A 25,101-nucleotide genomic window follows, 5' to 3' on the forward strand; every position below is an offset into this window, starting at 1 on the left:
CCTGCCGGGAAGCTTTCCCTGATCGTTGCTGCAGTCATTCGATCAAGATGTCTGGCGCAAGCTGGCTGGCAGGATCTATTGCATAGACCGACAGGTCGTCGACACCCTGCAAACGCAAAACCTCCTCGTCGATCAAGGTCTTGCCCGAGAATGCGCGGCTGTCTTGCGTAACGATGAAGTGTGCCGCATCGGCCATGATTGAAGGCGAGCGGCTGCGGCGATAATCCGACTGGTAATGCACGCGCACGGCGTCGGTTGCAATCATGGTCTTTGGCCAAAGAGCATTGGCGGCAATTCCAAACGATCGAAATTCCTCGGCCAGCGCCAGCGTGTACATCGTCATGCTGTACTTCGAGGTGGCGTACGCCGGATACTTGCCGAGCCAGATTGCCGACTTCGGCAGTGGCGGTGACAAGGTGAGAACGTGGGGATTTGACGACCGCTTCAGGTGCGGTACAGCATGATAGGCACAGATGTAGGTCGCCCTGCCGTTCACCGCACTCAGCAAATCGAACTTCCTGGCCGGCGTATCGAGGAGGCCGGTCGGACTGATGGCGCTGGCATTGTTCACGAGGATGTCCAATCCGCCGAATTCCTGAACCGTCCTTTCGATGGCGTTTGCGAGTGCGTCTGCGTCGCGCACATCGACACGGAGGGGAAGGGCGGCGGTACCGAGCTTACGGATCTCCTCGGCCACTGTATGGATAGTTCCGGAAAGGGTGGGATGGGGCTCGCTCGATTTGGCTGCGAGCGCAACTCGCGCTCCTTCCGATGCGAATTTGAGCGCGATCTCCCGGCCTATGCCGCGGCTCGCGCCTGTAATGAAAACGACCTTACCGTCCAGGGATCCCATCTTCTCACTCTCCTGCGAATATTGGCGGCCGCCTCTCGTTGAACGCCTTCATGCCCTCGCGAAAGTCCGCCGAGGAGGCGCAGTCGACGAATGAAGCTAGCTCGGCCGACAGTTGTTCGTCGAACGTTGCGGTATCGGCGCTCCAGACCAGGGCTTTCACCGCACGGCTTGCGGCGGGTGAGTTATCGGCTAGCGCCCGCGCCATTCGGGTCAGCTCGGCCTCGAGCTCCTGCTCTGCACATACTCTCGTGATCAATCCGCGCGACAGTGCCTCGCTTGGGCTTGTGCGGTCAGAGAGGAGCATCAACTCCAGCGCTCGTCTTGGCCCCGCCAGGCGCGTCAGCGAGTGACTCATGCCGCCATCGGCGGGAACGCCCAGCCGCCGGTACGCCACTGAAAAATGTGCCGTGTCGGCGGCTAGAACGAAATCACAGGCCAACGCCAGGGACATTGCTCCGCCGGCGCAAGCCCCGTGCACTGCGGCGATAGCCGGCTTTCCTGAGCGTCTCAGTGAAACGAGTGCGTCGTGGAAAGCAGTGATGATGTCCATTGCAAGCCGCGGGAAGGTGGCGCCGGCAGCGGAGAAAGCTCGAAGATCTCCGCCGACCGAGAAATTTGCTCCGCGGCCTCGGATGACGACGACCTTGACGCTGGCGTCACGTTCGAGGTCGAAGGCAGCTGCCCTGAGCGCAGTCGCCAGCCCGAGCTCGATCCCATTGCCTCGCTCCGGCCGGTTCAGCCAAATCGTCCCGATCCTGTCGGCAACGACGAGTTCGATTGGAGATGATGCTGTGGTCACGAACTGATGGTCCTTCCGATGTTCGGCAATGAATTGCCTTACTTGTTTCCCAAAATCCGCCCGGCCAAGCAGTGGCCTTCGCTCGCTCTTTGCGCCGATCAGGTCGGTTCACTTCTTGAGAAGCGCGCACTTCGACTCGCTGACAGGCCGATAGGCGTCTTCACCCCGGATTGTCTTGACGATATCGAGATAGTCCCACGGCTCCTTCGAATCTGATGGCTTCTTCACGCGCGCCAGGTACATGTCACGGATGACCCGCCCGTCCTCGCGCAGCTTGGCGCCATGTACGAATGTGTCCTCGACCGGAAGTTCGCGCATCTTGGCCATGACCGCGGCGGGATCATCTGTGCCGGCGGCCTTGATCGCCTTGAGATAGTGCAGCACAGAGCCGTAGACGCCGGTGTGAATCATGGTCGGCATGACGTTGGTCCGGGTGAAGAACCTCTTTGACCAGGCGCGGGTCTTGTCATCCATGTTCCAGTAGGAGGCCGTCGTCATGTAAGTGCCTTGTGCGGCCTGCAGGCCGACAGCGTGCACGTCGGTATCGAACATCAGCAGGCCAACAAGCTTCTGGCCGGCCTGAACCAGGCCGAATTCACCGGATTGCTTGATGGCATTGTCGGTGTCCTGGCCAGCATTGGCAAAGGCCACAACATCCGCCTTGGAGTTTTGCGCCTGCAGTACAAAAGACGAGAAGTCGGCTGTGTTGGTCGGATGCCGCACGTTGCCGAGTACCTTGCCGTCCAGCTCCTTGATGAAGCGCGTCGCGTCTTTCTCAAGTTGCTGGCCGAACGCGTAGTCGGCGGTGACAAAAAACCAGGACTTGCCACCCTCCTTGATAACAGCCGACGCTGTCACTTTGGATAGCGCGTAGGTATCGTAAGAAAAATGTACGGTGTTGGGGCTGCACAATTCGTCGGTCAGGGAGCTCGCGCCCGGGCCGGACAGCAGCGCGATCTTGTTGCGCTCCCGCACCATATTGTGAACGGCGATCGCAATTCCCGAGTTCGGAATGTCCGCTACCGCGTCGACCTTGCCGTTGTCGAACCAGTCGCGAACAATCTGCAGGCCGACGTCGGTCTTCATCTGGTGGTCGGCGCTGACGATCTCGATTGGCTTTCCGAGCACTGTCGGGCCAAATTCCTCAACGGCCATTTTCGCCGCCTCGACCGAGCCGGGACCGCTGTTGTCGCGTCCCCAGCTTGACAGGTCGGTCAGCACGCCAATCCGGACCACGTCATTCGAGATTTGGGCGGAGGCGGTCGACGCTGTCGCAACCAGGATGGCCAGGGCCAGGAAATTCCTCTTCACGTGTTCTCCCTCATTGTTTTATCGGACAGTGGAATGGTCGGCCGCCCAGATGTCTGCGCGACGATGTGGTCGGGCCGGACGCAGTTGTTACAGCTACGTCTTATCGAATCGCGGCTCGCGCTTTTCCCGGAATGCATTGATGCCTTCGCGTGCATCGGCGTGCATCAGCAGGAACGGAAACCCATCGATCGCATGGCGCATCTCGTTGCCGCCAAGACCGCGATTGTAAAAGGACTTGGCCATCTGCACGGCAAGGCGAGGCTGTGAGGCGATGCGTTGCGCGAACGCGATTGCGTCGGCGAGAAGACGTTCGTCGGGAACGACGCGCGACACGAGCCCAAGACGACTTGCTTCCGCGGCGTCGACAGGGTCGCCGAGGATGCTCATTTCCTTGGCTTTTGCGCGCCCGACGATGTCCTGAAGCCGAACGATAGCGAAGCCGGGCAGCAGCCCGAGCTTGATCTCGGGTACGGCAAAGCGAGCGCTCTCGGCCGCCACGATGAAGTCGGATGCAATGGCGAGCTCAAATCCACCGCCATAGGCTATTCCGTTGACCGCGGCGATCACCGGCTTGAGTGCCCGTTCGGGAGCGCTCAGGACCTCCATGGCGTCGATGAAGAACGCGCGCGCTTTCTCCGGATCAAAATCGAAGGTGCCGATATCGGCGCCAGCGCAGAATGCCTTGCCACCGGCGCCGGTGATGATGCTGACACGTACCGCATCGTCCTGGTCGGCCCGCTGTAGTCCTTGACGGATGCCTATGCGAATGCCGCTGGTCAGTGCGTTCAGCTTGTTGGGTTCGTCGAGCGTCAGGATCGCGATGTTGCCATGAACGTCATAATTTACACTTCCCAATCGTAACATGTGCTTTCCTGAAGGGTTCGTGAGGAGGTGGCTATTGCGGGTCAGGCTCGACGACGGCGACGACGGCGTTTCGCTCGACGGTGTCGCCGGGTTTGAAGTGGACGGCGGTCACGACGCCGTCCACCTCGCTGGCAATGCGCAGTTCCATCTTCATGGATTCCATGACAACGGTCGGATCGCCTGCCTTCACGCGGCTACCGACCGTGACGTTGATCTTCAACACCACGCCGGTCATCGGGGCGCGCAGTTCGCCGCTGATCTCGGCGTCGGTGCTGATGTATCTGAGGTAGGGGATCGCGGTCATGGTATGGGCGCGGCGCGGATCGTGCACGAAGATTGCCTGGTCGTTCTGTACGATCCGCACGGTCTCGCAGCGCGCGTTGACTGCGGCGGCGAACATGTCATCGGCAAGCGGCGAAAGCTGCACCCGAATCCTGTCATCGTCGACACCGATCAGCATCGAGCCATCTGGCCGCAAGGGCGCAAAGCGGATCTCCGCGCTGCCGCCTGCGGCCTCGAGGTGGAGAATGGGGATCGGTGACAAGCCGTCATCGGCTGCCGCCATCTGCCAGCCGGTCAAGCTGCTGGACTGCCAGGAGTTGCCGGAGGCGGCAGCGCGCTGGCGCATCATCCAGAAATACGCACCAACCGCCAGCGCTTCCGGGTCAATGTCGCCAGCGGTGGCCGCGAGCGCATCGGTCTGTTCGTCGATCAGACGGGTATGAAAAGTCGCGGCCCGGGTCGCGGGCAAGGCGATCAATCGCCGGAGAAAATCCCGGTTGGTGACGACACCGAAGATCGAGGTTTCACCGAGCGCGCGATCGAGTTGGTCGAGCGTCTGATCGCGGGAGGCGGCATGAGCAATCAGCTTGGCGAGCATCGAGTCGTAATAGGGCGTAACGATCGACCCACTTTCGACGCCGGTCTCGACGCGAATGTCGCTGGACGGGAACCTGACATGGGCGAGCTCTCCAGTGGATGGCATGAAGCTGTCATTCGGATCTTCGGCGCAGATCCGCGCCTCGATCGCGTGGCCCTGGCACAACACTTCGCCCTGCTTCACCGGCAGGCCTTCGCCAGCGGCGATGCGGAGCATGGCCTCGACGATGTCGATGCCGGTAACCATCTCGGTTACGGGATGCTCGACCTGGAGCCGGGGATTGACCTCCAGGAAATAATGGTCGGTGCCGGTGACGATGAATTCGACCGTGCCGACGCCACGATATCTGAGCCTGCGTCCGAGCCGGACAGCGTCGTCGAGGATACGCTGGCGTAAGGCGGGAGCCAGGTTGGCAGCTGGCGCTTCCTCGATGAGCTTCTGGTGGCGACGCTGCAGCGTGCATTCACGTTCGAACAGGTGGATCACGTTGCCGTCGCCGTCACCCGCGATTTGCACCTCGATGTGCCTGCCTTGCAGGATCAGTTTCTCGACGATCAGCCTTGGGTCGCCGAAAGCATTCCTTGCCTCACGCATCGCGGACTCGATTTCGTCGGCAAGTCCGTCATAGGTCGAGATCGCCCGCATTCCCTTGCCACCGCCGCCGGCCGCGGCCTTGAGCATGACCGGCAGTGCGAGCCAGCGGACGCTGCGTTCGACTTCGAGGCGATCCTCGCTCGGAGCTTCGCTTCCGGGTACCGTGGGGACACCGGCGGTGACGGCTTCCCGCTTCGCGGATGCCTTGTCGCCCAGCCGCTCGATGGTATCCGGCGTCGGTCCGATGAATACCAGTCCGGCTGCTTCGACCGCGCGGGCAAAATCGGTGTTTTCCGCCAGGAAGCCGAAGCCAGGATGGATCGCTTCCGCGCCGGTGGTTTTCGCGGCGGCGATGATGGCATCGATCCGCAGATAGCTTTCCGATGCCGGCGCGCCGCCGATCCCGATGGATTCACCGATAACCCTGACGTGCAAGGCGTCGGCATCTGCGGTGGAGTGCACGGTGGAAACCGCAACGCCGAGCCGTTGACAGGTGCGGGCGATGCGGCAGGCGATTTCGCCTCGATTGGCAATCAGAATTTTCCTGAACATGGCGACCCCCTTCGTCTACATCCGGAACACGCCGAAATCGGTGTGCTGACGCGGGACGCGCCCGGCGAGGTCAAGCAGCAGCGCCATCACGCTGCGGGTTTCGAGCGGATCGATCACCATGTCGCACCAGGTGTTGCGGGCGAAATTGTAGGCATTGGCGAAATCCTCGAACGTTCGCCGGGTCGGCGCCATGTAGGCCTCGCGCTCAGCGTCCGTCCAACTCGTGCCCTCGCGTTTGTGCACCTCGTCGCGAACCATCGCGAGCGTGGTCGCGGCCTGGTCGGGACCCATGATGGCGGAACGGGCATTTGGCCACATCATCATGGCGTTTGGCCGGAACGCCCGGCCGCACATCGCGAGGTAGCCCGCGCCGTAGGCGTTACCCATGATGAGCGTGTATTTCGGGACATTGGCGCTTGCCATTGCCGTGATCATTTTTGCGCCGTTCTTGGTGATGCCGCCTTCCTCGGCTTCACGGCCAACCATGAAGCCCGTGACATCCGCCATGAACAGCAGCGGGATGTCGCGCTTGCAGCACAGCTCGATAAAGTGCGTCGCTTTCAGCGCGCTTTCGGAGAACAGCACGCCGTTGTTGCAGAGAATGCCGATCTCGAAGCCCATGATTCGCACAAAGCCGGTCACCAGCGTATCGCCATAGAGCGGCTTGAACTCATGGAATTCACTGCCGTCGACGAGACGCGCAAGGACATCGCGATTATTGGTGGGAATGCGCGGATCCGAACTGATCAGGCCGTAGATTTCGTTGGGGTCGAAGTGTGGCTCGCGCACCGGGGCGACGGTCCGGGTTTGCCGGGGAATCTCGCCGAGACTGGCGACGATCTCGCGCGTGATGGCAATTGCATGGGCGTCGTTCTCGGCGAGATGGTCAGTGACACCGCTCACTCGGCTATGCATCTCGCCGCCGCCGAGTGCCTCGATGCCGACCTCTTCGCGGGTCGCCGCATAGACCAGCTGCGGCCCGCCGAGGAACATGGCGCCCTGGTTTCTGATGATGACGGTCTCGTCGCTCAACGCGGGAATGTAGGCGCCGCCCGCGGTAGAGGGACCGTGCACCACCGCAATTTGCGGGATGCCTTCAGCCGACATCCTCACCTGGTTGTAGAAGATCGAGCCAAACTGGCCATCGTCAGGGAAGATATTGGGCTGGTCGGGCAGGTTGGCGCCGCCGGATTGGACCAGGGTCACGCAGGGCAGGCGGTGCTGCCAGGCGAAGCGCTGCGCACGAACATGCTTCTTGCAGGTGATACCGTAATAGGTGCCGCCCTTTACGGTGGGCTCGTTGGCGATGATCATGCAGGGACGATCGGAGATCATTCCAACGCCGGTAATGATGCTGCCGCCGGGCGGCACGCCTTCGTAAAGGCCGTCGCCGGCCAACTGACAGAATTCGAGGAACGGTGATCCGGGATCGATCAGCGCCGCGATCCGCTCGCGCGGCAGCAGCTGATCGCGTTCCTTGTGAAGCTTGCGTGCCCGTTCCGGACCGCCCAGTGCTGCCGCGGCCCGGCGCAGCCTGAGATCCGCAACGCGTTCGGCGTAGGCGCTGCGGTTGCGAGCGTAGTCCTCGGTCGAGGTGACGACGTCCGATTTCATGATTGCCATTGCGAATGGTCCTGGCGGCTGCGCGGCAAGCCCGTCGGTGACCTGCCGCTGGTGTAAATCGACCGGTGGGTCGGCGGTGCGAGCGCCACAAAATCGAGGAGGCGCAAAATTCTAACAAGTGTTAGAATTGATCGCGCGCGGATGCAAGCAGAACTCATGCGGATCCCTCAGGCTTTCCGGAAGCGCGGCAGAGTTATGTCGTCGGAGACCTGGTCGAATGCGAGCTCGACCTCCATGTCGAAGGTGACATCCGCCGGATCGCTCCCCGTCAGGGTGCTGATCATGCGCGGCCCTTCGTCGAGTTCGACGAGCAGCACGGCATAAGGGACATCCGCCTTGAATGCGGGGCCGGGAGCCCGATAGACCACGCTGAAGGAGTGCACCTTGCCGCGGCCGGTCGCGGGCCTGTGCACGAGCTCATCGCCGCCGCACTCGCGACATGTGGTTTGCTGGTAGTACTGCACGTTGCGGCATCGGCGGCAGTGCTGCAGCAGGAGCTTGCCGTGGCGCAAGCCATGCCAGAATGCGGTCGTATCGGCATCCGGAGCGGGCAGGGGCTTTCGGGTGGAATTCTCGGATGCCATCACAGCGTTCCCTCAGTGCCCAGAATGGCCGTGGCATTGGTGGCGAATCCCGCTCCGAGGCTGTGCACCAGCCCGAGCGTGGCGCCGTCGACCTGCCGCTCGCCGCATTGCCCACGCAGCTGCGCGATCACCTCATGGAAGTGGAACAGGGCGCCAGGCATTCCGGAATGCGCGAATGACAGCAGGCCGCCATGGGTGTTGGAGGGTATTTGGCCGCCGTAGCTCATTTGTCCGTCGGCGACGAACGGGCCGCCTTCACCCTTCCGGCAGAAGCCGAGGTCCTCAAGCATCATCACCACGGTGCCCGTGAAGCAGTCATAGATGCCGGCGACATCCATATCGCGCGGCTGGTAGCCGGCCATTGCGTAGGCCCGCCGGCTGGATTCGACGGCACCGGTCGTGGTCAGGGACGGCATCAGGAAGATGTGCTCGTGGGTGTAGCATTCGCCGCAACCGAGGACGAAAATTGGCTTCTCGATCCCGAGGGCCTTCGCATGCTCGGCCGACGTGAGGACAAATGCCGCGCCACCGTCCGAGATCAGCGAACAGTCGAGCTTGTGATAGGGCGTGGTGACCATAGGCGAATTGAGCACGTCCGCTGCGGTGATCGGTGTCGTCTGCTGCGCGCCGGGGGTCCGCGCCGCGTGACGCCTGTGCACGACGGCGACCTCCGCCAACTGCTCGGGCGTGGTGCCGAACTCCCTCATATGCCGGTGCGCGGTCATTGCGAAAGTGTTGGCAACCGGAATGCCGAACGGCATCTCGTATTGCTGATCCCGGCTTTCGGTGAGCGAACGAAGCGCCAGATCAGGCGTCAGCCCCGTCATCAGACTGTCGGCCGCGACCAGCAGCACTACCTTGGCGAGGCCGCCGTGAACGGCGGCCGCACCAATGCTGAACATCGTTGCCGCCGTGGCGCCGGACACCTGCAACGTGTTCGAGAAGATCGGACGGATTCCAAAATATTCGCTGAAGGCAACGCTGAAGCGATGGAACGGGGAGGCGAAGGCATGGCTCGACAGTACGCCGTCCACCTGGCTCTTGGCGAGGCCGGCGTCGGCGAGTGCGTTTGCCGCGGCCTCTGCCGCAAGCGAGAGTGGACTGCGGCCTGGCACCTTGCCGACCGCCGACAATCCGATGCCGATGACGGCAACCTTTCCTCTCAGGCTGGTGTCGCTCATGTGGAAGCTTTCAACAGGCGTTCGAGTTCGTGGCGCTGGACCTTGCCACTTGTCGAGCGAGGGAATTCACCGAAGGCAATGAAACGGAATTCGCGCGGCCGCTTGTAGCTCGCCAGCTCGCGTCGGCACAGTTCGGTGAGCTCGGCTACCGTCATTGCAGCCCCTTCGCGGCACGCGACAAAGGCGACGGGGGCCTCTCCCCACCTCGGGTCGGCAGCGCGGACCACTGCGACTTCCGCGATCCGATCGTCGCCTAGCAGGACGCGTTCGATTTCGGCGGGATAGATATTCTCGCCGCCAGACTTGATCAGGTATTTGGCGCGGTCGACGAAATCGAGCGATCCGTCGGCGTTGCGCCTGAACACGTCGCCCATGTGAAACCAGCCGCCGCGGAAGTCGCGCGTGTTGGTCTCGTCCGCGCGCCAATAGCCGGAGAATAGTGTCGGGCTGCGGATGGCCAACTCGCCGGGCTCGCCGGGCGCGACCTCGTTGTCGGAGGTGTCCACCAGCTTGATCTGGCAGAACGCATTTTGCCGCTTGGACAGGCTGGCCGGCACATCGCCTGGCGCAATCAGCGCCCGCGTCGCCGGCGGCAGGCCGGTCTCGGTCGAGCCGAAGCTGTTGAGATAGGGGGCGCCGAGCATTTCGGTGACCTCGGCAATGGCGTGCGGGGCGACCAGATCCGCCATGGCTCCGCACACCCGCACTCCCTTCACCTTGGTGTGTTGCGCTTTCAGACCATCGATAAGCGCCTCCACCATGCCGGGAATGAGGACCAGCCAGCCGATGTCGTGTTGGGAAACGGCCGTCAGCAGCGGTTCCAGCTGGAAGCCGTCGATCACAACGACAATTCCGCCGCGCAGCAGGGTGGCGAGCGCATGATCGGTCGAGGCCATGTGGAACAGGGGGGCCCATGCGACGAATGTGTCGTGCGGAGCGATACCGAGTTCGGAGGAGAACACCAACGCCCGCATGACCATCGCGCGGTGCGAAATCACGGCACCTTTCGGCAGGCCGGTCGTTCCGCTGGTGTAGAGAATGACGAGCCCATCTTCCGGTTGGGCGACAGACGGGGATGCCCGCCCGTCTGCTCGCGTAAGCTCGCTTTCGTATTGAGATCCGATCTCCAGGATTGGATTCGCCTTCGCGGCCGGCGGGAGGCTTGCTGCGAGGTCGGCCTCGACCAGCAGCAGCTTGGGCGACACCAGTTCGATGCAATAGGAGAGTTCGCGCTCCGACAACCGCCAGTTAAGGCAAGCCGTGATGATCCCGAGATTGGCGGCCGCCAACTCGATCTCGAGATATTCGGGACGGTTGCGCGACAGCAGGCCAAGCCGGTCGCCACGTTGCAGGCCCCGCGCGGCAAGCAGGACAGTCAACCGACGGACCCGGTCGCGCAACTCCCCATAGGTCACGTGCTGGCCGCGGTATTCGATCGCAGGCCTGTTGGCATGAAGCTCCGCACAGGCCTCGAACAGTGCACCGACGGTTCCGATGCCGGATCCGCCGCCTGTCTGGATATTGAGCCCGGTTTCCATCCACGTTTCCTCGAGCGCTGTCTTTCGACATTCTTGTTTCGAGCCAGCGCTTGCGCCGGCCGACTACAAATTCTAACATCTGTTAGAAATAATTGGTAGCGCTTCTTAGGCGCCAAAAGCGGGAAGATCAATATGTCCAATCGGTACGCGGCCTACACGAGGTTGAAGCTCGACTATCCGGCTGAACGGATCCTTCGGATCACCTTCGACCGGCCGGAGACCTATAACTCCGTCGACGCCGAGACCCATACACAGCTCACTCACATCTGGAGAGACATCGACAGCGATCCCGACATCAGCGCCGTGATTGTCACGGGGGCGGGCAAGGCATTCTCGGCGGGCGGCGATTTCGAGCTGATCAAGTCACTGCTCGACAATCCGGCCGCGCGGATGGCGACCTGGAAAGAGGCCAAGGATCTCGTCTACAACGTCATCAACTGCAACAAGCCAATCATCTCGGCGATCAACGGCGTCGCCGTGGGCGCCGGCCTCGTCGTCGGGATCCTTGCCGACGTGTCGATCTGTGGCAAATCGGCGCGGATCGTGGACGGCCACACCCGGCTCGGTGTCGCCGCTGGCGACGTCGCCTGTATCATCTGGCCGCTGCTCTGTGGACTGGCGAAGGCAAAGTACTATCTGCTCACTTGCAAGCCGCTGTCGGGTGAGGAAGCCGAGCGGATCGGCCTGGTTTCGCTGTGCGTCGAAGATGCGGAGCTGCAAGGCATCGCATTGGAAACGGCGCAGGATCTTGCCACCGGTGCACAGAGTGCGATCCGCTGGACCAAATATGCGTTGAACAACTGGCTTCGCGTCAACGGGCCGCTGTTCGACACGTCAACCGCCCTCGAAATCCTCGGCTTTGCCGGCAATGAGGCCCGCGAAGGCCTGGCCTCGCACCTTGAGAAGCGCAAGCCAGCTTTCCCCAAGGATTGCCCGATCTAGGATCGTCTGATCCCCGTCAAGGCAACCGACCTGAGTGGTTGCCTTGATGTCTCACTTCACACCATGCGACGTCGCCTGGTCCGGGCCAATCCGGGCCAGCAGCTATCCCTTGAGCTTCTGACGGATATGGTCGATCGCCTCGGGGTTGGCGAGCGCCGACAGATCGCCGGGGTCCTTGTCTTCGAAGACTGCGCGAAGCACGCGGCGCATGATCTTCATGTTGCGCGTCTTCGGCAGGTCATCGACCAGCAATACCCTTTCCGGGCGATACGAGGTGCCCATTCCGTGCACCAGGGCCTGGGCAAGCTCTTCCGACAGCGCGCGGAGGTCTTTCGCACCAGGGCTCGGCACGCAAGCACAAACGATAGCGGAGCCTTTGACCGGATGCGGGACGCTGAAGACGGCAGCTTCCGCGACCTTGCCGGTTGCGGTCAGCACGCCCTCGAGCTCTGCCGGACCGACGCGCTTGCCCGAAATCTTGAGGGTGTCGTCCGAGCGGCCAAGAATGTAATAGAGACCGTCCTTGCCGCGCATGGCAAAGTCGCCATGCACCCAGATTCCCGGAATCGTATTCCAGTAGCTCTCGAGATAGCGCTGGTCGCCCTTCCAAAGGCTCTTGGTGAGCCCGATCGATGCATGACGCAGCACCAGCTCGCCGACCTCGCCGTCGGGGACAGGGTTACCTGCCATGTCGACGATATCCGCGCCGACTCCGAGGGCCGGCCGGGAGAACGAACATGGGTTCATTGGATGGTTCGGGGTACCGGTGAAGATGCAGCCGCCGACTTCCGTTCCGCCGGAGATATTGATGATCGGGATCTTCGACTTGCAGACGTGTTCGAAGAACCATCGCCACGGTGCCTCCGTCCAGGCCTCGCCGCCTGAAGCAGTCATTCGCAGGCTCGAGAGGTCGTACCGCTCGACCTCATCGCCATGGCGCATCATGCCGCGCACGATGGTCGGTGAAACACCGAGATAGGTGACCTTGTGATCGGCGATCAGGCGCCAGAAGCGTCCCGTATCGGGATAATCGGGCGTCCCCTCGGCCACGAGCAGTCTGCCGCCAGCGAAGCTTGGAATGCAGGCGCACATCGCGCCCACCATCCATCCCATGTCGCTGAAGAAGAAAAACAGGTCCGTTGGCTTGAAGTCGCCGCAGATGATCATATCCCGCGTCACCATTGAGCCAATGAAGCTGATATGCGTCCACACGCAGCCCTTTGGTTCGCCGGTCGTACCCGACGTGTAGAGAAGGATGGCGGGATCTTCCGCGTCCATCTCGACGGTCGGAAGGTTTGCCTCCTCCTTGGCGATCTCATCCCACCAGTGGTCGCGTCCCGCCTGGATGGGGGTGTCGATGCCGAGCCCGCCGCGGTTTGCCACGATCACGTGCTGGACGGTTGGTGCGGTCTCCAGGGCCTCGTCGAGAACCGATTTCAGCGGAGCCGGCGCGCCCCGGCGCCAGGTACTGTTCGCGGTGATGACGGCCTTCGCTTCACCATGGTTGAGCCGCGCCCTGATCGGGTCGGGACCGAAGCCGGAGAACAGGGGCATCACGATCGCCCCGATCTTCAGGATTGCAAAGAAAGCCATAAAGGTTTCGGGCAGGTTGGGCATGTAGATCGCGACGACGTCGCCCTTGCCGATTCCGAGCTTGCGCAGGCCCGATGCCAGCCGTTCGACAGCGGATGCGAACTCGGCGTAGCTCAGTCGCCGCTGCTCGCGCCTGTCTTCGCCTTCCCAGACCAGGAATGTCTTGTCCCAGACTTCAGTTCCGCGGTGCTTGTCGATGCAATTGAGGACGACGTTCGTGGTCCCGCCAACGCACCAGCGCGCCCACGGTTCGCCCCGTGCAAGATCAAGGATCTTCTCGGGCTTGCGATAGAAGCGAACGTCACAGAACCCGAACACTTCCTGCGCGAGCCAGGCTGGATCGACGTCGGCCTTGGCCGCCAGCGTGTCGTAGTCCGGCTGCCCCGTGGCGCGAAGAAACGCGCTCAGGTTGCTCTGCTCCACCAGTTCCGCGGGGGGCGTCCAGAGATACGCCATCTTGCTTCCTCCTGCCTCAAGAGCTGCGCCATGTTCTTGCATCTGGCGTGCGGCGATGTATTCTAACAAATGTTAGAATTCAAGGAAGAAGATATCGTGGCCGAAAAAGAGCAAGTCCGCTATTCCGTCGAAGACGGCATCGCGACGGTGACCATCGACCGTCCCGAACGCAAGAACGCGCTCTCGGTCGAGGCGATGAACGGCCTGACCGACGCCTGGGACAGGGTCGAAACCGACGCCTCGGTCCGCGCGATCATCCTGACCTCAGCGGATTGCGGGGTATTCTGCGCAGGGCTGGATCTGAAGCAGGCCGCGGAAATCCGGGCGAGGGACGGGGTGGATATCCTGACGCTGATGCGTGATCCCATGCAGCACGCGATGCGGAAGGTCTCCAAGCCCATCATTGCTGCCATGACGGGATCTTTGATGGCCGGCGGGATGATGCTTGCGCTGAAGTGCGACTTGAGGATCGGGCTGCGCGGCACCCGTGCGGGAATAACCGAGGTCAAGATGGGGCGCGGGTCCCCGTGGGCGGTGCCGATGCTTTGGATGGTGCCGCAACCCCTACTGATGGAGATGGTTCTGACGGGCGAGACGATCGCGATCGAACGGCTCGCGGCGCATGGTTTCGTGAACTCGCTTGAGGATACACCAAAGGCCGTGCGCGAACGCGCGCTTGAGCTGGCGCGGAAAATCGTCGAGGGCGCGCCATTGTCGGTCAAGGCGGCCAAAGCGAGTGTGCTAGCCGCGATGGACCTGGGGCTTGCGCAGGGCCTCGTCGCGGCCGAGCGCCTGCATGAGGAGGCCTATGCCAGTCTCGATGCGATCGAAGGGCCGAAAGCGTTCGCAGAGAAGCGCAAGCCGGTCTGGCAGGGCAGATAGATTGGGATCAGGGCTTATTGACGCCTTCGAAGATCAGCGTCTCCGTGCGACGGGCCAATTCAAGCACGGCATCCCTGTTTTCCAGCCTGAACCATTCGATTGTCCAGTTGAGAGCTCCGATCACGAACATACGCAATGGCACCACCTCCATGTCGGCGCGGATCTCGCCGGCGCGCCGGGCATCGATGAAGAGCTGGTCCCAATATTCCGCGTATGCGCGCCGCAGCGGCCGGTGCGGCTTCTTCAGTTGCTCCGGCAATTGCCCGTAGATTCGAATGTTGGCTGAAGTGAAATCGCTCGTCTCGAGGAGCGCGACGAGGTGGGCCTCGATCGCAAGACCGATCTTGCGCCGGTGCGATACTTTTCCGGCGCGCTCGACCGAGTTCTTCACCGTCTCGAACACGTGGCGGAGGCCACGGTCCAGCACCTCGTCGAGAATCTGCTCCTTGGAGTCGAAATGGTAGTAGATGCTACCGGCCTTTATCTTGGCCCTGGTTGCGATCTGGCGCAGCGTCGTTGCCGAAAACCCCTGGCGGCGAAACAGCTGGGCCGCGGAATGCAGGATGAGGTCCCGCGACCGCTCTGACTTCGGCGTTGCGGCCGCAGAGCCTTTGTCGGCTTCGGCCTTGCGCCCGCGGCTTGCGGACGGGGCTTTCGGCCGACGTCCCGCCGGCCTCGGGCCAGACCGGTCACCGGAACGCAAGGATGACCGCACCGTTTTCATACCTGCCGCAAGCTCCGTGTCGACATACCAGGCTGCCGGCTCGTGCAACCAATGATCGTTGTCGAAGCAGATTCCGCGGAGCATGGCAATATCCGGCAGGTAACAGCCCGATGGTACCTGACGGCATCAAAACACAGGGCCCGCAAGCCGCGCGGCTGTGGCGGCTCGCCTGGCAGGCGACATTCGGCACAACCTCCGATGCCGCGGGAGTTGAGAAGTCATTCCTGGCTAAGCGGCGTTTCTGTCGCCGCCTCTTTCGCGCTCAGCCAAATTCAACGTTGCCACTCACTTAAGATCGGCTTTTCACCATCCCGCGGTGGGGACCGGTTCCTGATGTCAGCGCATGGAGTGGCCGGCTCGGGGGCGGCTATCGCTTTGATGCACCTTTGGGCGTGCCGGCGTCACGCTTCGGCGAGGCCCCCGATCGGTGCGGGAAATAGAACCGATATGAGATCCGCGCCTGCCGGCAAATTGATCGGGTGTGTGATTGGATCGATGATTTGCCCGACGGCAAAGAGAATATTGTCAAAGTTGGTTTTGGGGCATGGCAAAGATGGAGTAAGCTGGCCCCGTCGGGGTGCCCATGGCAAATGCACTTACGATAAGGAAGGATCACCTTCCAAAAGGTGACATGGAACGGCGAGCGGCGCAGTACGTTCGCATGTCTACCGAAAAGCAAGTCTACTCAATCGCAAACCAGATGGCAGTGATCGCGGCTTACGCCAGCGCGCACCGTCTGGCGATCGTCAAGACCTATGCGGACGAAGGCAAAAGCGGCCTTCAGATCAAGAACCGAGCAGGCCTTCGACGGTTGATAAGCGATGTCACAACAGGCGCAGCCGATTATGGTCAGCTTCTCGTATACGACGTGAGCCGGTGGGGGCGGTTTCAAGATCTGGACGAAGGTGCTCACTACGAGTTCCTCTGCCGGCAAGCCGGGGTGGAGGTCGAATATTGCGCCGAGGGATTCAAGAATGACTTCAGTTTGGCCTCTACCTTGGGAAAGTATCTCAAGCGAACGCAGGCCGCCGACTTCAGTCGCGATCTATCCGCCAGGGTGCATGCCTCCCACTCGCGGGTTATCCGGCAAGGGTTCTCGGTAGGCGCTCCGAAGACCTACGGTCTCAGACGCGAGCTGGTTGACCAGAAGCAGCGGCCGAAGATGTTTCTGGAGAAGGGCGAAGCCAAATTTTTGCAATCCGACCGCGTGAAGATCCGGCCGGGGCCTCCGGATCAGGTCGCCATCGTCAAATGGATTTTCGCGCAATGTCTCAAGGGAAAATGCGATGCATGGATAGCGAGAGAGCTGAACCGCCGCAATGTGCAGACATCCACGGGGCACCCTTGGAATCCTGCGCTCATCTATCGCATTCTCAAAAACGAAGCCTTTATCGGAAACCTCCTTTACAATCGGGTCTCGCGCAAACTCAAGGGGCCAAGAGTCATCAATTCACCCGACCAGTGGATTCGCGTGGAACGGTGCATTGACCCGGTGATCAGCGTGTCCACCTTCGAACGCGTCCAAAAGATTCTTGCTAACCGGCGTGTCGAGGTATCAGAAACTGAAATGCTAGTTCGATTGCGCCGGACCCTCAAAAAAAGAGGACGGTTGAGCACCGGTATCATCAATAGCACTGTCGGATTGCCGAGCTTCCACACTTTCATTCGCCATTTCGGAACTATTCGAGAAGCTTACCGGTTGATCGGTTATACTTCCGAACGGGACCATACATACATTGATGCGAAAGAGCATTGGGCAGGGGAGATAGGAGCGCTGTGCCGGGAGATCGTGGCGGATCTCAAAGCGCTCGGCATAAAAGCAAACTCATCGGACGATCAACTCCTTATCGGAAGGGAGGTCTTGCTGGACTTTCGCGTTGCTCGCGCATATCGCTATCCCGCGTGTCTAAACCAGTACCGCATTCCATTCATTCGAAAGGTGATCTGCCGGTGGGTCGTCGTCATCAGGCTGACCAACGACGCCAAGTCGGTGCTCGACTACGTGCTGATCCCGAAAACAGGCTTGGTCAAACCAGATACGAGAGATGGCGTAAGAATAAGCGATGCCGCGCGAGACCGCCTTGGTTTTGAGATCTTCAAGTCGCCGCATACCCTGTCAATGGGGATACATCGAAAGCTTTCGCTTGGACGAACGGGAACTCGCAAGGTCAAATAACTGGCGCCGCTTCCGGAGCGCTTGCCAACAGCAAGGCTCATGACGTAGCCGGGTCCTCGTTCCGTCCCCTGGTTCACAGTCGCAAAGCTTATCGTCCCGCAAAGGTCGTTGCAGCGCTCTTGCCTCATCTCACGGCGCTCGCTCCATACGTCGCGCTCCTCGTCTGTAGTGAGGACAACGGGCATGACTTTGAGGTGGATTGACTCAACGACAGCGTTCGCCGGCCTCGCCAAAAAGCCATAAACGTTGTGAGGACCTGGGATCGACTTTGACTTGGTGCCCGATCACCCCCTTGATCGTGGTCCAGATGCCGGCGAAGGCCGTCAGCGGCCGATCGTCGTCAAGCGCGAACCAAACCACGTCCTTTTTCTTGGTCTCCAGGTTCGGCTCCGGAGCACACCGAAGCTATTGAACGGCACCAGGGAGCGGTTCTCCGGCTTAAGCCAGCCCGCAGCACATCGCTCAAGCATGAGGCTTTCCGCCTTTGTCGTCGAGGGCCTTGTCGGCTACGCGACCTTCGGCCATTGCCTCGACAGCCTCGACAACGTTTCGCCGCGCGGCTCGATCCTTAATCGCGCGGAATGCCCGTAGCAGTCGGAAGATGTCTGCCGCGTCTCGAGCGAGTTGCTCCTTCGTCAAAGGTGAATCCCCGCAATGGCCGCTGAAACGGACCGTGGAATCGAAAAGGACCGTCCAAGGGGCGGTCCTTTCCGGCCGGCTGCAATGGGCCTGTAAAAACTCGAAAGGTGAAAAATGCTCTGCAAGTTACGATAACATCGGCAGGGATTGTATTACGGCCGTCCTGCCTCTCCCGAAATCCGGATCAATACGGTGTTCTTGCCGTCGAACGAGCCGTGGCTGGGACAAGTGCAGTATGCGGCGATCCGACAGCTGCGCCGCCGCGGCGGTCAGAAGCCTAACAGGCGCTTGGCGGGACCCTCACTGGAGGACCTTCGGTAGCACGACAACGACATCGATTTCCCGGCCGATGATCTGCGACGCAACGATTGCGATGGGCAGGGCGAAATTGTCCTCGATTTCGGCTGCGCTCGATTCGTCTCTTGCGTAGACATACAGAAGATACCCGTCGATCTCCGCAAAGCGGATGCCGGCGAACACGCGGTCAAACGTTCCCGCGCCAACGATGAACGCCATTCTCGCCTGTATCGCGTAGTTCTGGATTTCGGTCAGGTCCATCTTGTTACCGTTAGGGATATTGCGTTGCTCGACATGTTAGATGTTTACGCCTCCTGCTGGCGGCAAGGGCTGTTTTTCAGAATCGAGCCGAAGGGCGAGCTCCGGACTGGGTGAAGGCGGTCCGCTTTGAGTTACCAACGGAAGGGCTCCTGGCCTATAAGAGGATGAGGTCACCGGTTAAGCCCGGTTACCTTTGACCGTCTCATGGTTCAGCAAGGCGCGCAGAGTGAACAACCCAGAAGCCGTCGCCGCAATCGTGTCGGCCCTCCGGGAGGCTCACGGGGACAACGTTGCTCGCGCCTTCCTTGCTGATGGGGTAACCCTTGCGGCGCTTGTCGACGCAGTTTTCTCCCTCCCGATAAAGAATAGTGTGGCAGTCAGAACGATCGCCCGCGCGCTCGAATCCGGAGATTTTGTTATCTCACCCGACGTCGGGCCGCTTTGGCACGTCAGATATGTGTACAGCCACCCGGGCTCGATGACCGTCGTAGACATGGTGGTGCTGACACCCGAGAGGACGTTCACGAGCACCGAGATCTCGTTGCAGCTGCGCGGGTGATCCCCATTGCAGTTCGGGCCTCAAGGACTCTATTGCAATTCCTGGATATGGCCGGTGCTGTCGACGAGAATGGACCGTTCCTTCCCATCCCGTGTGGCCTTGAACGTCTTGATCTTGCCAGATGGCACTTCGCGGATTTGCGAATAGCCAGCTGCTTCAAGCCTTGCCTTGATATTTTCCAAGGTGAGGGCAGATGCTGCCGCTGGGGCGTCGAAAACCGTCAGAAAGCAAAGGGCAGCGAGCTTTTGCGCTTTCATGTCCATTAGTCGATCTGAGTTGCCGATGATGCCGTCTCCTTGTCACAGCAGAATTGGACCAATTCTGCCCACTGTCTAGCGAGAAATGCATGGAAAGCGCTTAAGATGATTCAATGGGAAGCGGCGGTCGTTCGATGGACTGAGCGCGGAAGGGGCCGGCGAGTTCTGCGTGAATGCTACCCATGAAATTTCGCCCGAAGCGCGGTTTTCGCTCGGTCAGGTCATCCGGGGCCGGCTTGCGCAGCAGGCGCGATCTGAAATTAGAGGTGCGTCTATCGAGAGTGCTAAATCGGGAGATCGAGTTGAGGTTCCGCTCGGTCTTGGTCATGGAGCGCTGACAGCGACACGCCCAGCAAGCGTACGGATTTCGGCAAGGGCATCTCGTGCCGTAACAGGTCGAGAGCCAGACGCTCGAGGTCAGCGCGGTTAGATACCGGGCTAGACACCGATCTGCTGCGGGTAATGATCTCGAAATCGAAGAACTTGACCTTTAGCGTCACCGTGCGCCCTCGGCTGCCGGTGCTTTCGCAATGCCGCCAGACCTTGTCGATGAGCGACTGGAGCTCGACCGCCAGGGCGTCGAACGCTGTCAAATCGTTCGAGAATGTATTCTCTGCGCCGATGGACTTTCGTATCCGGTTCGCTCGAACCGGACGCTCGTCGACGCCGCGCGAGATGCAGTAGTAGTAGGCGCCGGATTTGCCGAAATTCGTGTTCATGAACTCGAGCGTCTGGTTGCGGATGTCGAGCCCGGTGAAGATGCCGAGGCCGTTGAACTTGGCTGTCGTCGCCGGGCCGATGCCGTGGAATCGGCCAACGGGGAGATTCTCCACGAAGGCAGGCCCCATCCCGGGTGTGATGACGAACTGGCCGTTGGGCTTACGATGGTCGGACGCGAGCTTCGCCAGGAACTTGTTGTAGGAGATTCCGGCAGAGGCCGTGAGGCCGGTTTCGGCGAGGATTTTGGCCCTGATAGCGGTAGCGATCTCGGTTGCGAGCGCGATCTTCTGAATGTTCTCGGTGACGTCGAGATATGCCTCGTCCAGCGACAGCGGCTCGATGATTTCCGTGTGCTCGGCGAAGATGTCCCGGATCTGCCGGCTGACGGCCTTGTAGACCTCGAAACGCGGCTTCACGAAAACCAGCTCCGGACACTGACGCTTTGCGGTGACCGACGGCATTGCTGAGCGGACCCCGAACTTGCGGGCCTCGTAACTCGCTGCGGCCACGACGCCGCGTTCTGCGGAGCCACCGACGGCCAGTGGCTTGCCGCGCAAGTCGGGATTGTCCCGTTGCTCCACCGACGCGTAGAACGCGTCCATGTCGATATGAATGATCTTGCGCGGTCGGGCCTCGCCGCTGTTCCGCGCCTGGTCTGGCGAATTCATTCGGAGACAGTACTCGAGGCCGTCGCGCGCGGGAATGGCGGGGAAAACGGGGAAAAGTCCGGTTCCGAACTGGCCGGTCGGACGTCGTGAGCCTCATGTTACCAACTCGCTATTGGACTTCGGCGATATCGCCCAGGCTTGGACGTTTTGGCCTTCGCCCGGAGTGTTTGTCTTCATTTCGTTGCGAGCCTTTTCATGAAGCAGTTTGACGAGCGGACGACCGCTAACCTCGATGTTGTTCTGGATGAAGTCTGCCGCGATCTCCCGAACGGCGGTGGCGATCACGAAACCAGGAAGTTCATCGCGCGAAAGCTGCTGCGGGCCGCCCAGCAGGGGAAAAAGACGCTTGGGGCTCTTGGGCGCGTTGCTCGACAGGCCTTGCAGGGGATTCCGGAAGACCGTCCAGCGTAACGCGCTGGGCAGGGTCTGCTGCTTCGCAACCAGGCGTTGATTGGAGTTTACGGCAAGTAAGCGGGGAGTGTTATGTACGATGTTTATTTGAACAGGAGCAACGAGCTTCTGGTTGTTATTCGGGGTGGCTCTATCCCTTCGGCAATCGCCGGAAGGTGGCGCAAACAGAAGCGTGTCGTTCGATCTGTCAGCCACGGTATTCGCGACGACGTCCGGCAGCATGGTTATCATCATCGCAATCTGGCGAAGCGATTGGTCGCCTCGACGAGGGCGGGGCTGCAGTAGGGATTATATTGCGTCGCACGGTGGGTGCTTGATCTCACCACAGTTTCGGGCTGACGCTATTCGACTGGCGTCTCAGGCACGATCGGAGATTGCGCCAATCGCAGGGAGATAAACCACCAGGAATCGCGCCGGGAGAGCGGGCCAACTAGTAGTGATCAGGACCGAACGTTGCTGCGCCCGTGATTGATTTTTGCCGAGATCTCCCTGCGAGATGCCTCGCATGAGGCCGTCGCGAAAGATACCCAATCAGCGCCGGGCCTCTTGCTCCGACTTCACTGAATTGCAGCCATAGCAACGAAACACATGGACCGCTTCGTACTTACCAACGGAGCGTAGTTCGGCCAACAGGGCCATATGACGACCGCAAACGTCACATTTGCATGCGAGCGCTTCCGTCTCTTGCCTGGACAGTGTTGGCATAGCGAACGTCCCATGCGCTATCCGCCGAGGGTTCGATCATGGGCCTCAGAACACGCTCGTTGTATCCGTGCGAATACGGGCTCTTGGTTTCCGGCGACGCTCTCCGCGTCCTTGATGGACCTTATATGTTATCGTCATGCCCCGAATGGGCTAAGCCTCCGTCGCAGTCGCGGCGTGTGGAATGTTGGACATCAACATCGCATACTGAGTGGCATGACGACCAAGACGCCTCATTTTCAGCCGGAGAAGACAAAAGACGGTCGCTGGTTTGTAGCGGTCAAGACCGGCAATGGGCCGGATTCTCACATCGGAGATTTTGATACGGAAGCCGACGCGGAGCGCTGGATTGCAACCAAGGCGAAGTACTGGCCTGGCAGAGAGAGCTGAAGTGCCGGGCTCCACTCTCCTGCGAATGCAGGCAATGCTAGCCTAATCCAGGCCAAATACCGGAAAATGGCTTGCATCGTTCCTGAAGCTTAACGGGAAAAACCAACGTGGTTTTTGCGATCCGGCACCTTGCTTCAGCGCAAAAGCTCTCACATGGGCGCGGGTGCGAAATTGAATGGACATTCAAAGAAATTCGATGATTTAGTGTGCCCGGTGAGCCGGGAAGAGGAGATCGTTGCTTGCAGAAAGCGGAAAAACGGGCGCGGGGACGCCCGGTGGGATCGTCCGATCAGGAAGCAAAGCGACATGAGTTCGTGATCGCAGTCATGAAGGCGATCGCGGAGCGCGGCTACAAGGACGTGACAGTGGCGACCATTTGCGAGGCGGCCGGCTTTTCGCGCGGTCTGATCGGGCACTATTTTCCTGGGAAGGACGCGTTGTTGCTTCACGCGGTAGGGGAAGTGGCCAAGGATTTTGAACTGGCGACGAGAGCTGCGGCGGAGGCGGCCGGCCAAGATCCGCTTGACCGCTTGCACGCTATCGTCAGCGCAAGTTTTCGGGCGCCCGTGTTCACGCCGGAAAGGGTCCTGGTCTGGGTCGCTCTGGCCAGCACGTCGCGCTGGTCTCCTGATCTTGCCGAGATTTATCACAAGCTGAACCGGCCGTATCGCCGTGGCTTGGCCAACCTTATGCAGCGCGCCGCGAATGCGCGGGGTGCCAAAGTTAATCCCGACCGTCTTGCGATCACGCTCACTCAGCTTACCGAAGGTCTGTGGTCCGGCTGGGCTGCCGATCCAAGAACGATATCCGCCGCGGAGGGAGAAGCGGCTTGTCACGACCTTCTCGACGCGTTCTTTCCGCCAAGAAGAGTGGCAAACTGAGGAGCTTGTAGCTAACTGCGCTTCTTCATTCCGCGCAGGTCAATTGCGCCGGTGAGGGTCCGGGGATCCAAGCCGGGTGCGAAGATTTGCGCCTTGTTGATCTTCTGAGTAGCGGTGACTGGCATCCGATCGAGGAACAGAATCCATCCGGGAGCCTTGTAGTAGGCGAGCTGCTCCTTGCAATAGTTGGCGATGTCGTGCGCAAGCTGATAGTTGGCCATACGGTTCGGGGCAGGGACGACGCAGGCAAAGATCTCTTCTCCCGCCTTCTCGTCAGGGACAGCCAGAATCGCAATCTGATCAACCGCGGGGTGCCGGCAAAGTACGGTCTCCACTTCGGTGGCCGCAATGTTTTCGCCAGAGCGCCGGATCATGTTCTTGCGCCGATCGACGAAATAGATGATCCCGTCTTCGTCCTGGCGAACAATGTCGCCCGAATGCCACCAGCCTCCGCTCCACCCGGCCTCGGTTGCGGCCTCGTCATCGAGATAGCCGGCAAAGAAGCCTTTGCGAGGATTTTCGCCGGCCAGCCGGACGACAAGCTCGCCTTCGGCTCCTGCCGCAACGTCGCTGTTGTGTTCGCCGACTACCCTTGCCTCGAGTGGACCAACCGCACGCCCGATCGCCCGAACGCCGATTGGCCGCGGGTCCTGATCGTTGGCCGTCCAGCGTCCAACCTCAGTCATCCCCCAAACCTCGAGATGAGGAATGCCAAAGCGTTCCTCGAATTCGCGGTGAATGGCAGGCTCCATTCCTGCGCCAAAGCCAAATCGGACGCCATGCGCACGTTCGTCCGGCGAACTGTCCAGGGCGACCAAGGCCTGTGGTACGGCTCCGATGTAATGCACGATGGTCGCCCGGGTGGTTGATACCTCGTTCCACCAACGCTTCGCCGAAAAATACTCGGGACGGATTACGCATCCCTGCGACAGCAGCATCGGCATCAGGGCGACTACGCCAGCATGGACGTGGAAGACCGGCATCGGGTTGAATAGGCGATCTTGGCCCGGCGCGATCGAAAAGCGGCCGCCGCTTCCTGCAAGAATAAAGAACCATTCGCCGGCGGAGAGCCAATAGTCGTTTGTGGTCAGGCAGCCTTTCGGGCGGCCAGTCGTGCCGGATGTATAGAAAATCCCTGCCTCGGTTTTTCGATCGAGCGTGCCGGCGGCCGCAGGTCGTTCCGGCGAGGGCAGCCGTTCCGGCAAGCTGTCCACGGTGAGGACGACGAACTGACCTGCCAATTCGTCCGCAACTGCAGTCAGCCGTTCAACGTGATGGGGAAGGGCGACCGCAAGGACCACGCCGCTGTGCTGCATCTGGTAGAGCAGTTCGGCGTGTCGGTGATCGGGGTTAACCGGTACCACGCTTGCTCCCACCGCATTGAGCGCTAGCAAGTGCAGAAAATAGTCGGGTCTGTTCTCGACGAGCAAGGCGACGCGATGTCCAAGCCCGTATCCGGCGCGCCTGTAGCATTCGGCGAGAGCCGCCACGCGCCGCATGACATCATGGTAGGTCCACTCAATTCCATCGGGAGCGTAGGAGGTGCCGGCTGGCACGCAGATGAAGGCGTTGTCCGGCGCTGCGGCTGTACTCGCGCGAAATGCTTCGAAGATCGTCTCGGGCACTGTCGTCCTTCTCCCAGGCCATTGCGGGCAAGTTCGACCAGCCGCTTGGGCCGGTCCCAGGCCGCGACTAGCCGCAATTTTGTCTACCGATCGGGCACGCCCGACTTGCGCGTTCCATGGCGGCAGGTCGCATCGATCG

At 60.9% G+C, this 25,101-nt stretch carries 23 protein-coding genes and 1 pseudogene; 7 read left to right on the forward strand and 17 right to left on the reverse strand.

Going from position 1 to position 25,101, the window contains the following annotated elements:
- Window positions 1-34 precede the first annotated feature (34 nt).
- The 9 genes from ACE10X_RS17730 to ACE10X_RS17770 all read right to left on the reverse strand — a co-directional run bounded on the left by ACE10X_RS17730 (window position 35) and on the right by ACE10X_RS17770 (window position 10,779).
- A complete protein-coding gene (locus tag ACE10X_RS17730; RefSeq protein ID WP_038381887.1) occupies window positions 35-853 on the reverse strand; it encodes an SDR family oxidoreductase in 819 nt (272 codons plus the stop codon).
- Window positions 854-857: 4 nt separating this feature from the next.
- Entirely contained in the window at window positions 858-1,652 is a 795-nt protein-coding gene (locus tag ACE10X_RS17735; protein ID WP_028342809.1) for an enoyl-CoA hydratase/isomerase family protein, read from the reverse strand.
- Window positions 1,653-1,760: 108 nt separating this feature from the next.
- Entirely contained in the window at window positions 1,761-2,963 is a 1,203-nt protein-coding gene (locus ACE10X_RS17740) for an ABC transporter substrate-binding protein (protein ID WP_375764426.1), read from the reverse strand.
- A gap of 93 nt (window positions 2,964-3,056) precedes the next feature.
- The gene (locus tag ACE10X_RS17745) at window positions 3,057-3,827 is read right to left on the reverse strand and encodes an enoyl-CoA hydratase/isomerase family protein (protein ID WP_038381885.1); all 771 of its coding nucleotides are present in this window, start codon (window positions 3,825-3,827) and stop codon (window positions 3,057-3,059) included.
- A gap of 31 nt (window positions 3,828-3,858) precedes the next feature.
- A complete protein-coding gene (locus ACE10X_RS17750) occupies window positions 3,859-5,853 on the reverse strand; it encodes a biotin carboxylase N-terminal domain-containing protein (protein WP_375764427.1) in 1,995 nt (664 codons plus the stop codon).
- A gap of 15 nt (window positions 5,854-5,868) precedes the next feature.
- On the reverse strand, window positions 5,869-7,476 hold the full coding sequence (locus ACE10X_RS17755; protein ID WP_375764428.1) for a carboxyl transferase domain-containing protein: 1,608 nt from the start codon (window positions 7,474-7,476) through the stop codon (window positions 5,869-5,871).
- Between the two features lie 167 nt (window positions 7,477-7,643).
- Complete coding sequence (locus ACE10X_RS17760; RefSeq protein ID WP_038381881.1) at window positions 7,644-8,060, reverse strand: Zn-ribbon domain-containing OB-fold protein; 417 nt, start codon at window positions 8,058-8,060, stop codon at window positions 7,644-7,646.
- Entirely contained in the window at window positions 8,060-9,241 is a 1,182-nt protein-coding gene (locus ACE10X_RS17765) for a thiolase (RefSeq protein WP_304555911.1), read from the reverse strand. The genes ACE10X_RS17760 and ACE10X_RS17765 overlap by 1 nt, the downstream gene beginning before the upstream one ends.
- Entirely contained in the window at window positions 9,238-10,779 is a 1,542-nt protein-coding gene (locus ACE10X_RS17770; protein ID WP_038381867.1) for a class I adenylate-forming enzyme family protein, read from the reverse strand. Before ACE10X_RS17770 ends, ACE10X_RS17765 begins: the two co-directional genes overlap by 4 nt.
- Window positions 10,780-10,911: 132 nt before the next feature.
- Between ACE10X_RS17770 and ACE10X_RS17775 the strand changes: the two genes are divergently transcribed.
- The gene (locus ACE10X_RS17775) at window positions 10,912-11,721 is read left to right on the forward strand and encodes an enoyl-CoA hydratase/isomerase family protein (protein WP_057017228.1); all 810 of its coding nucleotides are present in this window, start codon (window positions 10,912-10,914) and stop codon (window positions 11,719-11,721) included.
- Window positions 11,722-11,823: 102 nt separating this feature from the next.
- On the opposite strand, the gene ACE10X_RS17780 is transcribed toward ACE10X_RS17775, so the two are convergent.
- Complete coding sequence (locus ACE10X_RS17780) at window positions 11,824-13,770, reverse strand: AMP-binding protein (RefSeq protein ID WP_375764429.1); 1,947 nt, start codon at window positions 13,768-13,770, stop codon at window positions 11,824-11,826.
- Between the two features lie 69 nt (window positions 13,771-13,839).
- Here ACE10X_RS17780 and ACE10X_RS17785 point away from each other — a divergent pair, with 69 nt between their 5' ends.
- Window positions 13,840-14,652: an enoyl-CoA hydratase/isomerase family protein gene (locus ACE10X_RS17785; protein WP_051002560.1), complete on the forward strand. Its 813-nt coding sequence runs from the start codon at window positions 13,840-13,842 to the stop codon at window positions 14,650-14,652.
- 7 nt (window positions 14,653-14,659) lie between these two features.
- Here ACE10X_RS17785 and ACE10X_RS17790 read toward each other — a convergent pair whose 3' ends face one another.
- Window positions 14,660-15,460: a TetR/AcrR family transcriptional regulator gene (locus ACE10X_RS17790; RefSeq protein ID WP_085970452.1), complete on the reverse strand. Its 801-nt coding sequence runs from the start codon at window positions 15,458-15,460 to the stop codon at window positions 14,660-14,662.
- A 577-nt stretch (window positions 15,461-16,037) separates the two neighbouring features.
- Between ACE10X_RS17790 and ACE10X_RS17795 the strand changes: the two genes are divergently transcribed.
- Window positions 16,038-17,552, forward strand: coding sequence for a recombinase family protein (locus ACE10X_RS17795; RefSeq protein ID WP_375764430.1), 1,515 nt, complete (start codon window positions 16,038-16,040; stop codon window positions 17,550-17,552).
- An 84-nt stretch (window positions 17,553-17,636) separates the two neighbouring features.
- Here the strand turns inward: ACE10X_RS17795 and ACE10X_RS17800 are convergent.
- Window positions 17,637-17,998 (reverse strand): annotated as a pseudogene (locus tag ACE10X_RS17800) (SOS response-associated peptidase family protein); the annotation flags it as partial.
- 22 nt (window positions 17,999-18,020) lie between these two features.
- Here ACE10X_RS17800 and ACE10X_RS17805 point away from each other — a divergent pair.
- On the forward strand, window positions 18,021-18,143 hold the full coding sequence (locus ACE10X_RS17805; RefSeq protein WP_276325833.1) for a hypothetical protein: 123 nt from the start codon (window positions 18,021-18,023) through the stop codon (window positions 18,141-18,143).
- A gap of 348 nt (window positions 18,144-18,491) precedes the next feature.
- Here ACE10X_RS17805 and ACE10X_RS17810 read toward each other — a convergent pair whose 3' ends face one another.
- Window positions 18,492-18,749: a hypothetical protein gene (locus ACE10X_RS17810; protein WP_225162474.1), complete on the reverse strand. Its 258-nt coding sequence runs from the start codon at window positions 18,747-18,749 to the stop codon at window positions 18,492-18,494.
- A gap of 226 nt (window positions 18,750-18,975) precedes the next feature.
- On the opposite strand from ACE10X_RS17810, the gene ACE10X_RS17815 reads away from it, so the two are divergent.
- Window positions 18,976-19,308 (forward strand): hypothetical protein, encoded by a 333-nt coding sequence (locus tag ACE10X_RS17815; RefSeq protein WP_225162473.1) that lies wholly within the window; start codon window positions 18,976-18,978, stop codon window positions 19,306-19,308.
- A 29-nt stretch (window positions 19,309-19,337) separates the two neighbouring features.
- Here ACE10X_RS17815 and ACE10X_RS17820 read toward each other — a convergent pair whose 3' ends face one another.
- The 3 genes from ACE10X_RS17820 to ACE10X_RS17830 form a co-directional block, all read right to left on the reverse strand.
- A complete protein-coding gene (locus tag ACE10X_RS17820; RefSeq protein ID WP_225162472.1) occupies window positions 19,338-19,571 on the reverse strand; it encodes a hypothetical protein in 234 nt (77 codons plus the stop codon).
- Window positions 19,572-19,849: 278 nt separating this feature from the next.
- On the reverse strand, window positions 19,850-20,953 hold the full coding sequence (gene dinB, locus ACE10X_RS17825) for a DNA polymerase IV (RefSeq protein ID WP_375764431.1): 1,104 nt from the start codon (window positions 20,951-20,953) through the stop codon (window positions 19,850-19,852).
- A 93-nt stretch (window positions 20,954-21,046) separates the two neighbouring features.
- On the reverse strand, window positions 21,047-21,586 hold the full coding sequence (locus ACE10X_RS17830) for a hypothetical protein (protein WP_375764432.1): 540 nt from the start codon (window positions 21,584-21,586) through the stop codon (window positions 21,047-21,049).
- A gap of 696 nt (window positions 21,587-22,282) precedes the next feature.
- Between ACE10X_RS17830 and ACE10X_RS17835 the strand changes: the two genes are divergently transcribed.
- Window positions 22,283-22,456: a hypothetical protein gene (locus ACE10X_RS17835; protein ID WP_155258656.1), complete on the forward strand. Its 174-nt coding sequence runs from the start codon at window positions 22,283-22,285 to the stop codon at window positions 22,454-22,456.
- 239 nt (window positions 22,457-22,695) lie between these two features.
- Entirely contained in the window at window positions 22,696-23,337 is a 642-nt protein-coding gene (locus tag ACE10X_RS17840; protein WP_225162469.1) for a TetR family transcriptional regulator C-terminal domain-containing protein, read from the forward strand.
- An 11-nt stretch (window positions 23,338-23,348) separates the two neighbouring features.
- Here ACE10X_RS17840 and ACE10X_RS17845 read toward each other — a convergent pair whose 3' ends face one another.
- Window positions 23,349-24,962 (reverse strand): AMP-binding protein, encoded by a 1,614-nt coding sequence (locus ACE10X_RS17845; protein WP_038381859.1) that lies wholly within the window; start codon window positions 24,960-24,962, stop codon window positions 23,349-23,351.
- Between the last annotated feature and the right edge of the window lie 139 nt (window positions 24,963-25,101).

The organism is Bradyrhizobium sp. Pha-3 (assembly GCF_042258325.1).
Classification (GTDB): Bacteria; Pseudomonadota; Alphaproteobacteria; order Rhizobiales; family Xanthobacteraceae; genus Bradyrhizobium; species Bradyrhizobium elkanii.

Excerpts from the sequence above, each read along its gene's own strand:
- ACE10X_RS17730 (WP_038381887.1), bottom strand. The coding sequence starts at position 853 with ATGGGATCCCTGGACGGTAAGGTCGTTTTCATTACAGGCGCGAGCCGC.
- ACE10X_RS17745 (WP_038381885.1), bottom strand. The coding sequence starts at position 3,827 with ATGTTACGATTGGGAAGTGTAAATTATGACGTTCATGGCAACATCGCG.
- ACE10X_RS17750 (WP_375764427.1), bottom strand. The coding sequence starts at position 5,853 with ATGTTCAGGAAAATTCTGATTGCCAATCGAGGCGAAATCGCCTGCCGC.
- ACE10X_RS17755 (WP_375764428.1), bottom strand. The coding sequence starts at position 7,476 with ATGGCAATCATGAAATCGGACGTCGTCACCTCGACCGAGGACTACGCT.
- ACE10X_RS17760 (WP_038381881.1), bottom strand. The coding sequence starts at position 8,060 with ATGGCATCCGAGAATTCCACCCGAAAGCCCCTGCCCGCTCCGGATGCC.
- ACE10X_RS17765 (WP_304555911.1), bottom strand. The coding sequence starts at position 9,241 with ATGAGCGACACCAGCCTGAGAGGAAAGGTTGCCGTCATCGGCATCGGA.
- ACE10X_RS17770 (WP_038381867.1), bottom strand. The coding sequence starts at position 10,779 with ATGGAAACCGGGCTCAATATCCAGACAGGCGGCGGATCCGGCATCGGA.
- ACE10X_RS17775 (WP_057017228.1), top strand. The coding sequence starts at position 10,912 with ATGTCCAATCGGTACGCGGCCTACACGAGGTTGAAGCTCGACTATCCG.
- ACE10X_RS17780 (WP_375764429.1), bottom strand. The coding sequence starts at position 13,770 with ATGGCGTATCTCTGGACGCCCCCCGCGGAACTGGTGGAGCAGAGCAAC.
- ACE10X_RS17785 (WP_051002560.1), top strand. The coding sequence starts at position 13,840 with ATGTTAGAATTCAAGGAAGAAGATATCGTGGCCGAAAAAGAGCAAGTC.
- ACE10X_RS17790 (WP_085970452.1), bottom strand. The coding sequence starts at position 15,460 with ATGCTCCGCGGAATCTGCTTCGACAACGATCATTGGTTGCACGAGCCG.
- ACE10X_RS17795 (WP_375764430.1), top strand. The coding sequence starts at position 16,038 with ATGTCTACCGAAAAGCAAGTCTACTCAATCGCAAACCAGATGGCAGTG.
- ACE10X_RS17805 (WP_276325833.1), top strand. The coding sequence starts at position 18,021 with ATGAGGCTTTCCGCCTTTGTCGTCGAGGGCCTTGTCGGCTACGCGACC.
- ACE10X_RS17810 (WP_225162474.1), bottom strand. The coding sequence starts at position 18,749 with ATGGACCTGACCGAAATCCAGAACTACGCGATACAGGCGAGAATGGCG.
- ACE10X_RS17820 (WP_225162472.1), bottom strand. The coding sequence starts at position 19,571 with ATGGACATGAAAGCGCAAAAGCTCGCTGCCCTTTGCTTTCTGACGGTT.
- dinB (WP_375764431.1), bottom strand. The coding sequence starts at position 20,953 with ATGAATTCGCCAGACCAGGCGCGGAACAGCGGCGAGGCCCGACCGCGC.
- ACE10X_RS17830 (WP_375764432.1), bottom strand. The coding sequence starts at position 21,586 with ATGCTGCCGGACGTCGTCGCGAATACCGTGGCTGACAGATCGAACGAC.
- ACE10X_RS17835 (WP_155258656.1), top strand. The coding sequence starts at position 22,283 with ATGACGACCAAGACGCCTCATTTTCAGCCGGAGAAGACAAAAGACGGT.